The organism is Mycoplana rhizolycopersici (genome assembly GCF_013378445.1).
GTDB lineage: Bacteria > Pseudomonadota > Alphaproteobacteria > Rhizobiales > Rhizobiaceae > Mycoplana > Mycoplana rhizolycopersici.
Genome location: NZ_JABXYK010000036.1, coordinates 1 through 13087 on the forward strand (window position 1 = coordinate 1; position 13087 = coordinate 13087).

The 13087-nt window shown below is 59.7% G+C and carries 9 protein-coding genes and 2 pseudogenes; 6 read left to right on the top strand and 5 right to left on the bottom strand.

The genetic code is table 11. The features are described from left to right. The first annotated feature begins 585 nt into the window (after positions 1-585). Both HV823_RS26965 and HV823_RS26110 read left to right on the top strand, forming a co-directional pair. A complete protein-coding gene (locus HV823_RS26965) occupies positions 586-714 on the top strand; it encodes a hypothetical protein (protein ID WP_343052093.1) in 129 nt (42 codons plus the stop codon). Then, positions 707-1117, top strand: a complete 411-nt coding sequence (locus tag HV823_RS26110) for a DUF2442 domain-containing protein (protein ID WP_176952593.1) — start codon at positions 707-709, stop codon at positions 1115-1117. Before HV823_RS26965 ends, HV823_RS26110 begins: the two co-directional genes overlap by 8 nt. Before the next feature lie 72 nt (positions 1118-1189). On the opposite strand, the gene HV823_RS26115 is transcribed toward HV823_RS26110, so the two are convergent. The 3 genes and pseudogenes from HV823_RS26115 to HV823_RS26125 all read right to left on the bottom strand — a co-directional run. Next, positions 1190-1504, bottom strand: coding sequence for a hypothetical protein (locus HV823_RS26115; RefSeq protein ID WP_176952594.1), 315 nt, complete (start codon positions 1502-1504; stop codon positions 1190-1192). Then, positions 1491-2324: an IS5 family transposase gene (locus HV823_RS26120; protein ID WP_176952595.1), complete on the bottom strand. Its 834-nt coding sequence runs from the start codon at positions 2322-2324 to the stop codon at positions 1491-1493. Before HV823_RS26120 ends, HV823_RS26115 begins: the two co-directional genes overlap by 14 nt. Positions 2325-3044: 720 nt before the next feature. Beyond that, positions 3045-3442 (bottom strand): annotated as a pseudogene (locus HV823_RS26125) (IS6 family transposase); the annotation flags it as partial. Between the two features lie 4 nt (positions 3443-3446). On the opposite strand from HV823_RS26125, the pseudogene HV823_RS26130 reads away from it, so the two are divergent. Then, a pseudogene (locus tag HV823_RS26130) lies at positions 3447-4291 on the top strand (transposase); the annotation flags it as partial. A 212-nt stretch (positions 4292-4503) separates the two neighbouring features. Then, a complete protein-coding gene (locus HV823_RS26135) occupies positions 4504-5262 on the top strand; it encodes an SDR family oxidoreductase (RefSeq protein ID WP_176952596.1) in 759 nt (252 codons plus the stop codon). A gap of 59 nt (positions 5263-5321) precedes the next feature. On the opposite strand, the gene HV823_RS26140 is transcribed toward HV823_RS26135, so the two are convergent. Continuing rightward, the gene (locus tag HV823_RS26140; RefSeq protein ID WP_176952597.1) at positions 5322-6551 is read right to left on the bottom strand and encodes an MFS transporter; all 1230 of its coding nucleotides are present in this window, start codon (positions 6549-6551) and stop codon (positions 5322-5324) included. A 371-nt stretch (positions 6552-6922) separates the two neighbouring features. Continuing rightward, positions 6923-7723 carry a DUF3313 domain-containing protein gene (locus tag HV823_RS26145; RefSeq protein WP_176952598.1) on the bottom strand — a complete coding sequence of 267 codons (801 nt, stop codon included), beginning with the start codon at positions 7721-7723 and terminating at the stop codon, positions 6923-6925. Positions 7724-8478: 755 nt separating this feature from the next. Between HV823_RS26145 and HV823_RS26150 the strand changes: the two genes are divergently transcribed. Both HV823_RS26150 and HV823_RS26155 read left to right on the top strand, forming a co-directional pair. Next, positions 8479-9267 carry an outer membrane protein gene (locus tag HV823_RS26150; RefSeq protein WP_176952599.1) on the top strand — a complete coding sequence of 263 codons (789 nt, stop codon included), beginning with the start codon at positions 8479-8481 and terminating at the stop codon, positions 9265-9267. A 130-nt stretch (positions 9268-9397) separates the two neighbouring features. Next, positions 9398-13087, top strand: a 3690-nt coding sequence (locus HV823_RS26155; protein ID WP_210270945.1) for an Ig-like domain-containing protein, incomplete at its 3' end; no start/stop codon positions are given.

The following is a 13087-nucleotide window of genomic DNA, read 5'->3' on the forward strand; positions in this document are numbered from 1 at the left end:
GTCAGGCCGCACCAGAGCCGGAGGATTTCAGTCCGGCGCGGCAGAGCCGCGCCGCCGAGCTGGATGCGCACAGGAAGAGCCTCCCCTTGTCCGAGCGTCCGTTGTTCGATTTCGAAGACGGTCCCCTTGCGCGAGCGCTGGCCCGTCTGGGGAGAAACAACGTGAAGGCAGACTGAATCCCAATCTGGTTCTATTCCTATGAGGGAATAAAGCGGAGTCGGCCCAAGGCCGACCAGTTTTTTTCCATCCCGACCGTCAGTTTACCATCATGCTCGCTGTGTCAACGGCCCGAGGCCGTCCTTCGCTTCGCTAAGGCCCTGCGGGTGACTATCGCTGTGCGTGACCGTGCGTGTGAAGTATCGGGACGGGGAACATCAGTCCCGCGCTTCGCGCGGGTTCGATCACGCCTCCGGCGCAGATCGAACCGGGAACTGCCGGGGCGGCGACGTCCCTTGAAAAACCCAAGCTGTTAGGTTATCTTGAAGCATGGTCACCGTTCTCCGCGAAGCAGGAATGCGATTTGTCATTTACACGGATGACCACGAGCCGGCGCACACCCATGTCTATTGAGACGGGGAGGCCCGCATCAATATCCTCGATCTCACCGTGTTGTCGAACCGGGGAATGAAGAAGCGGGACTTGAGCGTCGCCCTTACCATCGTTCAGGCGAACAAGCGCCTGTTCATCGAGAATTGGGAGAGCATCCATGGGTGAAGTTGTCTTTGAAGATCGCCACTACCGAGACGCTACCCTGAAGGGGGAGGCCGAGCGCGCCCGCGCGCCGACCCCGGCATCAGCACGTTTCGATGAAGCATCCGGCCGGATCGTCGTGGATTTCACCAACGGCGCGGCCTTCATGGTGCCCGCCCGATCGATCCAGGGGCTGGAGAAGGCCACGGCCGCCCAGTTGGCCGAGGTCGAGCTTCTCGGCGAGACCGGACTGCACTGGGAAAGCCTGGACCTGGATTTCACCATCGCCGGGTTGATGAACGGTATATTCGGCACTGCGAAGTTCATGGATGCGCAGCGCCGAGGCGGTCAATCCCGATCAGCGGCCAAGGTCGAGGCAAGCCGTGCCAACGGGGCCAAGGGAGGACGGCCCCGAAAAATCAGCTAGGGCCGACATGCCCGGAGTGTTCTGCCTAGCTTGAGGCGAGCCCGAACACTGGTCACCAGGATTATTCCTGGCCTACTGGCCGGGGACGGGAATTCCTTCCCGGAGAAGAACGAGGATTCTATCCCGATCCGTTGTCTCCAGCAAAGCTTGCCGAATCCGCTCGTAGGCTTCGGCCGTCTGTTGCTGCGCGTTCTTCCAGTCCCCAACATTGTCTTTCAAACCGGCCACCCGGCAGACTTGCGACCAGTAGGCAAATCCCGCCCATGTATCTGGCCCACCGATCTCTTTCACAGCCTTCTCGATGAGGATGATCGTTGACAGGTCGTTGTGCGACCTAACGGGCTGTTCTCTCAGAGTCGGATTCGAAAAGCGTTCAACGATATCCATACCTTGCTAGCCGTCGGGTGATGAGACGAATGTGGGCGATCATGATCCACGCCTCGGCTGATGCGATGGAGCGTTCGACATCCTTGGCCAATCTGCGGCATCTGCCGAGCCAGGCGAAGGTCCGTTCGACCACCCATCGACGCGGCAGAACCTCGAAGCCTTTGGCTTTGTCGCTTCGCTTGATGATTTCGACCGTCCAGCGCCCGATCTTCTTCAGTCGCCGCTTCAACTTGTCGCCCGCATAGCCTCCATCGGCGAAGACATGCAGCAACCATGGCCACCGGTGGCGGATGGATTTCAGGAGATCGGGAGCACCGTCGCGATCCTGGATGTCGGCGCTGTGCACCATGAGACCGACCATCAGCCCGAGCGTATCGACGATGATATGACGCTTGCGGCCTTTGGTTTTCTTGCCCGCATCATAGCCTCGTATGCCGCCGCTTTCCGTGGTTTTGACGCTCTGGCTGTCGATCACACCGGCCGTCGGACTTGCCTCTCTACCCTCCAACTCGCGGGCTTCCATCACCAGATGATGGTTGATGCGTGTCCAAAGTCCCAGTGCCCGCCATTCATAGAAATAGCGCTGGACGGTTGAACAGGGTGGTAAATCCTTCGGCAGCATCCGCCATTGGCAACCAGTTGTGGCGATGTAAAGCAGGGCATTCACCACCTCACGCAAATCCGTGGTCCGTGGACGGCCCAAGCGGCGAGGCATTGGCAGGAAAGGCTGAACCAGGCCCCATTCCCGATCCGTCATATCGCTTGCATAGCGTGCCGTTCGCCGGGCATATTGCCGGCGGGTGATTTTGGTCCAGGCCATTGTGTTCTCCATCGAATCTCGCAAATCCGAAGGAATCATAACCTGTTGAAATCACCCACCTCTTTTTGAGGCAGCCTCTAAGGGCTTCTGCAAAAGATCGTCATGCGGGAAGGGATAGCCGCGCGATGCCACAACGGTTGTCATCCATCGCCACCATGCTAAAGTGAGCGGAGGGTTGGCTGCAAAGCGGATCCAGAGCAGAAAGCTCCGCTTCCAAGCTAGTCGCTTTATAGCGGTCAATATTCGCAAGACCATGGCATGGTGCGGATCTGGCGCGTCATTGCCAAATTCCGACGCAATTGCGCTAAGCGGTTTATTGCATCGGGGTTTTTCTGCTGAAACGATGGTCATTTTCTTCGTGTGCATATGCAGATATCCAGTGCGTGTTTCCTGCACTGATCTGCATCGGCTTTGTCGAGGTTCTGCGAAGAAAACGTCCACCTTTCATGAATGTGGGTAAGCGGTTTGGGTAGGTGCAGCGTGGCAGCGCTTGCTGGTCGAGACATGTCAGCCAAACCACACCGGGGGACAGGTTTGTCATTCGGGGCTTCTAAAGGTCAGTGTCGGCAGACCTCACTTCCATTTTGCAAATGATTACTCCCTGTAAAAAGCACGCTGTACAGGATGCTTGCATTATTCCCGGTCGATGAACGAAATCTTCGCCGACGTTAGACAGGCTCGGGGCCCAATCGCCCGAGCTGCGCTCACCTGCCTTGATCCCGCAGCCTTGGTATTGCGACGGGCCTGGACGATCTCGTCGAGAACATATCCGTTCTGGTCGACCGCTCGCCAAAGCCAGTGTTTTCGACCGCAGATGGAAATCACCATCTCGTCCAAATGCCAGATATCTTTTCGCGACGGCTTCTTTCTGCGCAACTGTTTGGCGCAAGCCGCCCCGAACTTCCGGCCCCATCGCCGGATCGTTTCGTAGGACACGACAATGCCGCGCTCCAACAACATTTCCTCCACCAGCTGCAGGCTCAAAGAGAACCGGAAATACAGCCAGACCGCATGGGCGATGACTTGCTGTGGAAAGCGGTGGTTCTTTTAACTGATCCTCGGCGAGTTCATCTCAGCCGAATTATCCTCCAAACGTTAAGCTGCAGACAACGTGACATCGCCCTTGCAATTCTTGATGATGCCGCTTTCGGTGCGGCATCGCCGGTGACGCCGAAGTTTATCTCGCCTTCCGATCCAGCAGCGCAATGTACGGGTGCCCACAAAGGTCAAGCCTTCTTCGCCTACGCCACCAATTATCTAATCGACACCGATCATGGGGCATTCTGGATGTGGAGGCGACACGTGCGATCCGCCAGGCGGAGGTCGGAGCATCCCGCACGATGATAGAGAGGACCGAGAACCGCTTCGGCTTGAGGCCAGACTATCTGGCAGCCGATAGCGCTTATGGTTCTGCCGACAATCTGGCCTGGCTGGTGCAGGAGAAGAAGATCGCGCGGCACATTCCTGTCTTGGACAAATCGAACCGGACGGACGGGACCTTCTCGCGTTCGGACTTCACCTGGGAGGCCGAGAATGATCGCTACGTCTGCCCTGCGGGAAAGGAATTAAGCAGTTCTATCGAACCTATGCAACGCCCAGATCAGTGATCACGAGCGAAGGAACACGACTCTATCGCGTTAGCAAAAAGAACTGCGACGTGCGAACGAAAGCTTTGCTGCTGCCCGAATATGCCTATGCGCGGGGTGCCGCGTGATCTCAACGATGATGCTCGCGATATTGCCCGAGCGATTGCCAGCATACCTGAATACGTGCAGTCCCGACATCGTAGCAAGAAGGTCGAAATGCTCTTTGCCCATCTCAAGCGCATTCTGCGGATGGCGCGTTTGAGGCTAAGAGGACCGTGCGGTACGCGAGACGAATTCTTGCTGGCAGCAACCGCCCAAAACCTCCGGAGGCTCGCGAAGCTCAGGCCACAAAGGTCCTCACACCGCGCCATCGCCGCATGAGCGCAGCATACATCGATACCTTGCGCTGAGGCGCAGGGCAGATAACCGATGACCTTGCGCCCAAAAGACCAAAACGGGCGGATGGACGGAAAATCTATCGAGTTTTTCAACCGTATCGGCCCGTTGCAGACATCGCGCTGAGACAGGAAACGGGTGGCGACTAGCCTTAGGGCGCAATAACCATCTCCTGCATCATAAACAGGAGATGGAAAATGGAACTGGCCAACAAGACTTTGATCGTGACCGGAGCCAGCAGTGGTATCGGCGCAGCCGCCGCCAGATTGTTTGCGTCGGAAGGGGCAAACGTCGTTCTGGCGGCGCGACGATCTGCTGAACTTCAATCAATTGCCGAGGACATCACCAGAGGTGGCGGCAGCGTCGTGTACCGTGCAGGTGATGTGCTGGATCAAGACTATGCGGGTGCGCTGACCGAGTTAGCCCTGCAGCGTTTCGGCAGCCTACATGGGGCGTTCAACAACGCGGGCGTGGTAGGTGACATGCTTTCGGTACCTGAGATGTCCTTTGACAACTGGAACAGAGTAGTCTCAACGAACCTCACCAGCGCTTTCTGGGCAGCCAAGGCACAGGTTCCGGTTCTGAAGGAACAAGGCGGCGGCTCCATTGTGTTCACGTCCTCTTTCGTCGGCTTCAGCAACGGTGGCCTACCTGGTATGGGAGCCTATGCCGCGTCAAAGGCAGGGTTGAACGGGCTTGTCCAATCGCTTGCCGCTGAGCACGCCAGCGAGGGCATCCGGATCAACGCGCTGTTACCTGGAGGGACAGTTACCCCTGCGGGTGGCGAAGGTAATCCAGAAGCTTTGAAGTTCGTGTCTGGCCTGCACCCGATGAGAAGAATGGCTTCGGCATTGGAAATTGCTCAAGCCGCACTTTTTCTCCTCTCAGATCGGTCTCAGTTCATGACCGGTAGCCCCATGATTGTCGATGGGGGCATGTCGGTTCGCCTCTTATAGTTCACAAGATTGGTGTCGCGGTTACAGGAGCATCTGCGACACCAAGCGGCCCTTTGCGGTCATTTACGCCGTCCGGCTAAAAACGCTATAACTGCCAGAAACTGGATAGCCACCGCCAATATGAAAACGGCGGGATCGAAGATCGTCCGGGCCATGCCGAACAGTGCGGGAGCGAGGGCATAGGTCGCCTGGCTCAGAGCCACGATCAGTGGCACCACGCGGGAGACGTCGGCTTTGTCGAATTCCGCCTGGGCGATGAGAGGCGGGAGCGATGTGGCGTTGCCGATGCCGAGGCCGAAAAGCAGGACACCGACAACCATTAAAGCGGCATTTCCTCCACCCGTCGTCAAAAGCATCAGGGTGCCGACGATCTGCACGCCATAGCTGGCGGAGGCAATCAGACGGCGGTCCGCCGAAACCGGCATCAGCCAGTCGATGCCAGTGCGCCCGAGGATTGCCGCAACTGTAGCCCCTCCCATCAGCAGGCCCGCCGACCGTGATCCGAAGACCGGAACCATGATCGAAAACAGATGGGCCAGCAGCCCGATCTGCGCAAACAGCCCGGCAGCCATACCCGCTGCCAGCGTCAGGAAGCGGCGGTCGCGCCAAAGCAAAGCGCCTGCTATGGGCGCAGCGAGCAGTGGAGCCGTGGCCCCGTGGTCGGGCCGTGCTCCATCCGGAAATTGCCCCAGAACGTCGGGAGATTTAGAAAATGCCAGAACGGACAAGGCGACCACGGTGGTGACCGTGGAGATGCCAACGAGGACGGCTGCCTGTGCAAACCCGCTTGAGGCAATGAGCATAACCCACAGGGGGGAGAAGATCACGCCACCCACACTCGCCCCATTGTAGGCCATGGACAGTGCTGCCGGGCGGGCGCGGACAAACCAGGGTGCGATAATGGCATTCACTGCCGCAGCGCCCATTGCAACCCAGCCTGTTCCGCTCAAGACAGCGGCGGCAAACAGGTGCCACGGCTGGTCGGCTACAGACCAACCGACGACGCCGATGGCGAGAATAACCGCGCCGATGGTGGTGACCGCGGCTACGCCCGCAAGCCGATACAGTCGAGGAAGGTTTGCCACGACGGCCGCACCGACCAAAAAGTGCAGCGTTACGGCAGCCGAGACAAGCGCGACGGACCATCCCGTTCGCTGGACCACCATCTGCAAGTAGATCGGTGGTCCGTAAAAGCCGACACCCCAGCCAAAGACTGCCAGCACGAAGGTTGCAGCGACCACATGCCAGCCTAAAAAGGATGCGGTCGTGGATGGTGGGCAAGATGTCATAACCTGGGCTCCAATGGCGATGGACCCTTATGGCAGCTTCCCGGAAGAGATGCTTCGGTCGCGATCGAAGTGTTGGAGCTTGGCGGCTATTGGCGCATTCTTGCCATCAATGTCATAGCGGCATTTTTCGGAATGCCCAATCGAGCTTGGTCAATATGCGAGGAAAACACCGCTCTAATGTCCATTGTCAATGCATTGGGCACGAAGAAGCTGCCGCTCTCGCGAACGGGCCTCTCATGATGATCGCGTAGGCTTGAACAGTCCTTGATCTTCATTGATTTCGTGAAAGCGACATGGCGTTTCATATTGCTCCTGCGTTGATCTCCCCCGAGCCCCAATAGTTGCCGGCAGTGGCTCCTCCTGCGCAGCCATTACTGTGATGCACCTGGTTGGGCTTGGTAGTCCGTCCATTTTGGTGGTGCCCCAAACCGGCCAGCGACCAAGCCAACCAGACCAGGTGAACGCCCAAAGGTGTCGCAAGCGGCGTGTTTGGGTGTACCGCCAAACCAAGACTGGACCCGATGCGCCGACGGCAACGAAAGATCAGGTCCATTTCGATCCTTGCCATCGACCAGGAGTTTCGAGAACTCGCTCCCAAAGGTGGCTGCTAGAGAGTAAGCATCCCCAACTTCGGATACTTGCGCCGTGTTCAAAATTGAGCTCGCGCCACGTGCCCAGACTGTCGCTGCAACCTGGGCACCGGTTTGGTCGACGGCTTCCGCTTCAACGGCAATGCCGCCGAGCCCGATCGGCAGGCGTGGAACTGCTACGGGAAGCGCAAGTCCAGTTCCGAGAGTTAACGCCGCCGAAGCTCCCGCTGCCACCTTGTCCGTTGGTACGAGATCTGTGACGACTGCACGAACGGTCATGTCAGCGACCTGCCCGTAAGGCACCATGTCAAACCTGTCGCTGAGCGAGATGCAGAGTGCGCGATCGAGGATATTGGCCACCATTCTGCGATCGTCTGAGGATTCCACTCGCGAGGGGGCCTCGTGGGTGAAACTCGCGGGAATGATCGTTGCAGTTCTCAAGGGTGACAGAGCTACGCTGTCAACATAAGTGCGCCGCTTGGATAGCGTGCCTTTCTCAGCACTGAGACGGCTGTATGAGGAAAGCGTGCCGCCCTCTTTCAAGGGCACGGAGGTGCATGCTGCAAGCAGGGGCATCGCCATGAGGAAAAAGAACCGCGCGTCCTATAACGAACCTGTTCGAGCACTTCCTGACTGAGGACCGCTTTCAGTCCCAATTCCATTGACGACACCGCCGCGGCGCCGTGAACCGTCCACAGCTCGACATCATGAAACTGCAGGATTTTGAGGATACGGGCACTGTGCTCGAGGTCTCGGGAAAGGCGATCGAGGGTGAGGTAGAGAAAACATGTTCGACCTGGACAACGCGGCCTGTAGGCCGGGCCGCGATTCGAATGACGAGCCGCTTACCCCGGCATCAACGAACGTGTTTGCCAAATGCCAACCTTGTCGCAGGACGAATTCCTTTCCAAGATCGAGTTGGGGTTTCCCACCGGCTTCTCGGACAGCATCCAAGCTCCTTTCGTGTTCGAAGAGCAGAGGTTGCGCGTCACGCATCTTTCATCGCGTATCGTCCGCGATCGCTTCTTTCGCCGCTTGATCTTGCAGGCCACCGCGTGCTGTGACTGTCAGCCAGCCACCCCTAGTAGGTAAGATTCGCGTGCGACACGATGGTCGGTTCGGTCGTTATTGCCCCTCGCGTTCGGAACATGGAGTTTCGACCTGTGCTTGCTCCACCTCCGAATGGGCCACAGTTGGGCTACGACGTGTGATATTTCTACCTCAGCCGATGACATTGCAACGTGCAGTACAACTTCTGCTAACGGGTCAACTGGCGCACAACGATCATGTCCTCTATAGCCTCGATCTGAGGCGTCTTGCGTACGTTGGGGATTCGAATGCTGGGGGGCATTTTTTTGAAGCGCAACACCCATTGCATCGCGATGGCTGCATCCTTGATGCTTGGCCTGCAATCTGCGTCTGCCGCTGATCCATTTTTCTCGGCAGCAGCGACACCCACCTGGTCCGGCTGCTATCTCGGCGCCAACGCCGGCTACGGGCGCGCTGAGGCGGACGCGACCGATACGCCCTTCCGGGACGGCCCGCTCGCGGGCAGCGGTGTTGCCTGGAATAGTGTCGGTGGGCCCTACGATCAGATCTCCACCGATGGCGGCGGATTGACGGGCGGCGTAGAAGCTGGCTGCGACCGCCAGTTCGATCTTGGCGGCGCCGCCTTCGTGCTCGGCGGCGTCATCGATTTCTCGCTGATGAATCTGGGCGCAACCGGCACGTCAGCGATCAGCAGCAACACGCATGCGACATTCGACATGGACTGGGCGGCGAGCGCGCGACTGCGCGCCGGCGTCGCCGCCTCCGACGTGCTCTTCTACGTCACCGGCGGCTACGCGCTCGCCAATGTCGACGTAGGTGCCTTCTCCAATCCCACCACACCGACATCGGGCGACATGAACGTCGCCGGCGGCGGCACCGAGAGCGGCTGGGTCGCCGGTGGCGGCGTCGAGTGGCGCTTCCGACCAGACTGGTCAGTCGGCCTCGAGTACCTGCACTACGACTTTGGCACCATCACCGCCACGGGGCCCGCCACCTTCCCGCCGGGCGCCTTTCCCCGCTTCGAAAACGACGTGACCTTCGACACCGTCCGTATCGGGCTGAAGTGGCGGATGTAGGAAAGCGCCGGCTGGATGCCCCACAGTCCGTTGCAGCGCCAACACAACCTCAATGCCTGAACCCTGTTGCCGTACCTACGACTGCGCAACGGCGAGAATGAACAACTAAGATACCGCTGGAGCAGCGAACATGTCCGCACCGACAAGCATCAATTTCGACGGACTGGTGGATGAAAATAATGCCGTCCCTACCTGGCAGGGAGGCGGATGGACGGTTTCCTTTCTGAACGGTACGTCGATCGAGGCCATCGAGCTCAACAACAACATAGCGCCAATTTCAACGGGATCGGACTACGCCCTTTTTGTAGTGGGTGATGCTCCCGGCCTGGGGGGCGATGCGGTAAGCTTCGTCTGGACGTCCGGGGAGGAGTTCTTGCTCCAGAGCTTCGCAATCGTGCGCTATGAAGCAGGCTCCGACAGCATGGATCCTGATATCCGGGTGGTCGGCTACCGGAATGGCTCACCGGTCGCCGGCGCGTTGCAGGATTTTTCACTCCCAACTAACGGCAGCCCGATCACGGTGACATTCAGCGGAGCGGCATGGGACGGCATCGACGAATTTCGCATCGTGCAGCAAAACGGAACCAGGGATTTCTATTTCCTCATCGACGATATAGCCGTGGGTGCGACCACATTGGACACCACGCCCCCCACGGCCACGATCGTCGTCGCCAACACCGCATTGAAGATTGGCGAAACGACGGGCGTCACCATCACCTTCAGCGAGGCGGTGACCGGGTTCACCAACGCCAACCTTATCGTTTCCAACGGGACACTGAGTGCGGTGAGTTCGTCCGACGGCGGCATCACCTGGACGGCAACGTTCACTCCCACGGCTAATATCACGGATCCGTATAACCTCATCACGCTGGACAATACCGGCGTTGTGGATGCCGCCGGCAATGCCGGGACGGGCACGACCAATTCCAACAACTACGCCATCGACACGGTGCGTCCGACTGCCACGATAGTTGTCTCCAATAGCGCGCTCGTTATCGGCCAAACATCACTGGTCACCATCACCTTCAGCGAGGCCGTGACCGGGTTCACCAACGCCGACCTGACCATTCCCAACGGCACTCTGAGCGCTGTGAGCTCGTCCGACGGCGGCGTCACCTGGACGGCAACCCTCACGCCCACGGCCAATATCACGGATACGACCAACCTCATCACGCTGGCAAACACCGGCGTTGCGGATCTCGCCGGCAATGCCGGATCGGGCACGACCGGTTCCAACAATTACGCGGTCGACACGATGCGCCCGACGGGCACGATCGTCGTCGCCGATAGCGCGCTCGGTGTCGGCCAGACCTCGCTGGTCACCATCACCTTCAGCGAGGCCGTGACCGGGTTCACCCTCGCCGACCTGACTGCGTCCAACGGCGCGCTCGCCGGGCTGAGCACGTCCGACGGCGGGATCACCTGGACGGCAACCCTCACGCCCGCCGCCGGCATCACGGATACGACCAACCTCATCACGCTGGCCAACACCGGCGTTGCGGATCTGGCCGGCAATGCCGGATCGGGCACGACCAATTCCGACAACTACGCCATCGACACGGTGCGTCCGACAGCCACCATCGTTGTCGCCAATACCGCATTGAGGATTGGCCAAACATCGCTGGTCACCATCACCTTCAGCGAGGCCGTGACCGGGTTCACCAACGCCGACCTGACCATTGCCAACGGGACGCTGAGCGCGGTGAACTCGTCCGACGGCGGCGTGACCTGGACGGCGACGTTCACGCCGAGCGCCAATATCACGGATACGACCAACCTCATCACGCTCGACAATTCAGGCGTTGTGGATTGGGCCGGCAATGCCGGGTCCGGCACGACCGATTCCAACAATTACGCGGTCGACACGATGCGCCCGACGGCCACGATCGTCGTCGCCGATAGCGCGCTCGGTGTCGGCGAGACCTCGCTGGTCACCATCACCTTCAGCGAGGCCGTAACCGGGTTCACCAATGCCGACCTGACAATTTCCAACGGCACTCTGAGCGCTGTGAGTTCGTCCGACGGCGGCATCACCTGGATGGCAACCTTCACGCCAGCCGCCGGCATCACGGATACGACCAACCTCATCACGCTGGACAATACCGGCGTGGCCGATGCCGCAGGCAATGCCGGGAGCGGGACGACCGACTCCAACAATTACGCAGTTGACAGCCATCGTCCGACGGCCACCATCGTTGTCGCAGACCCCAGCTTGAAAGCAGGCGAAACCTCGCTGGTCACCTTCACCTTCAGCGAGGCCGTGACCGGGTTCGACAACACCGACCTGAGCATTGCCAACGGCACTCTGAGCACCGTGAGTTCGTCCGACGGCGGCATCACCTGGACGGCCACGCTCACGCCCACCGCCGGCATCGCTGATATGAGCAACCTCATCACGCTGAACAATGCCGGACTTGCGGATCTCGCCGGAAATGCCGGGATGGGCACCACCAACTCCGCCAACTACACCATCGACACCGTGCGTCCGACAGCCACCATCATTGTCGCCGATACCGCGTTGAAAGCGGGCGAACAGTCGCTGGTGACCGTCACCTTCAGTGAGGCCGTGAGCGGGTTCACCAACGCCGACCTGATTATTGCCAACGGCACGCTCAGCGCGGTGAGCTCGTCAGACGGCGGCACTACCTGGACGGCGACGTTCACGCCCGCCGCCGGCATCGCTGATATGAGCAACGTCATCACGCTGGACAATTCCGGAGTGGTGAATATCTCCGGCAACGCCGGGTCCGGAACCACCGATTCCAACAATTACGCCGTCGACACGGTGCGTCCGACGGCCACGATCGTCGTCGCCGACAGCGCGCTGGCGGTTGGCGAAACGACACTGGTAACATTTACCTTCAACGAGGCGGTGACCGGGTTCACCAACGCCGATCTCACGGTCTCCAACGGCTCACTGTCTGCGGTCACCTCGTCGGACGGCGGGGTCACCTGGACGGCGACGTTCACGCCTACCGCCGGCACCAATGATACGAGCAACGTCATCACGCTGGACAATTCCGGGGTGCTGAATGCCTCCGGCAACGCCGGCTTCGGAACCACCGCCTCTGGCAACTACATCATCGACAGTCTCTTGCCGGAGGTCGCGAGCGTTTCTGGCCCTGCTCCCGGCACCTATCATGCCGGGCAGTCGCTCGACTTCGTCGTCAACATGTCAGAAGCCGCGATAGTCGACACGAGCTTTGGAACGCCGCGCTTCGCCGTCCAGATCGGCAGCCAGGTCGCCTATGCCGAGTATCTGTCTGGCAGCGGCTCCAACACGCTCATGTTCCGTCTGATCGTCACCACCGGCCAGTGGGATTTGGACGGTATAGCAGTCGGAACCACTCTCGACCTCAATGGCGGAAGCATCCGCGACGGCGCCGGCAACACCGTCAAGCCGACGCTGAACAACGTCGGACCGACCAGCAACGTCATAGTCGATGCCTCCGGCAACGTGGCCCCAGTCCTGACCGGCGACCTTGCCGCGACCGTCAAGGAAAGCGGCAGCTACAAGCTGACGACCACCGACCTGAACTTTTCCGATCCCGACGACACGGCGTCGGGTGTCCGCTTCACCGTCTCAAGCCAGACGGCCGGCAAGGTTCTGGTCAACGGCACGGCGGCGACGAGCTTCACCGGCGCCGAGCTTGCCGCCGGCAAGGTCAGTTTCGTCCATTCCGGTGCAGAATCGACCAAGGCTTCTTTCAAGGTCGCCGTCGAGGACGGCAACGAGGATGGCTCGACACCGGTCGCCGGAACCTTCAACCTCGCCGTCACCCCGGTCAACGACGCGCCGACGCTCACCGGCGACCTGAAG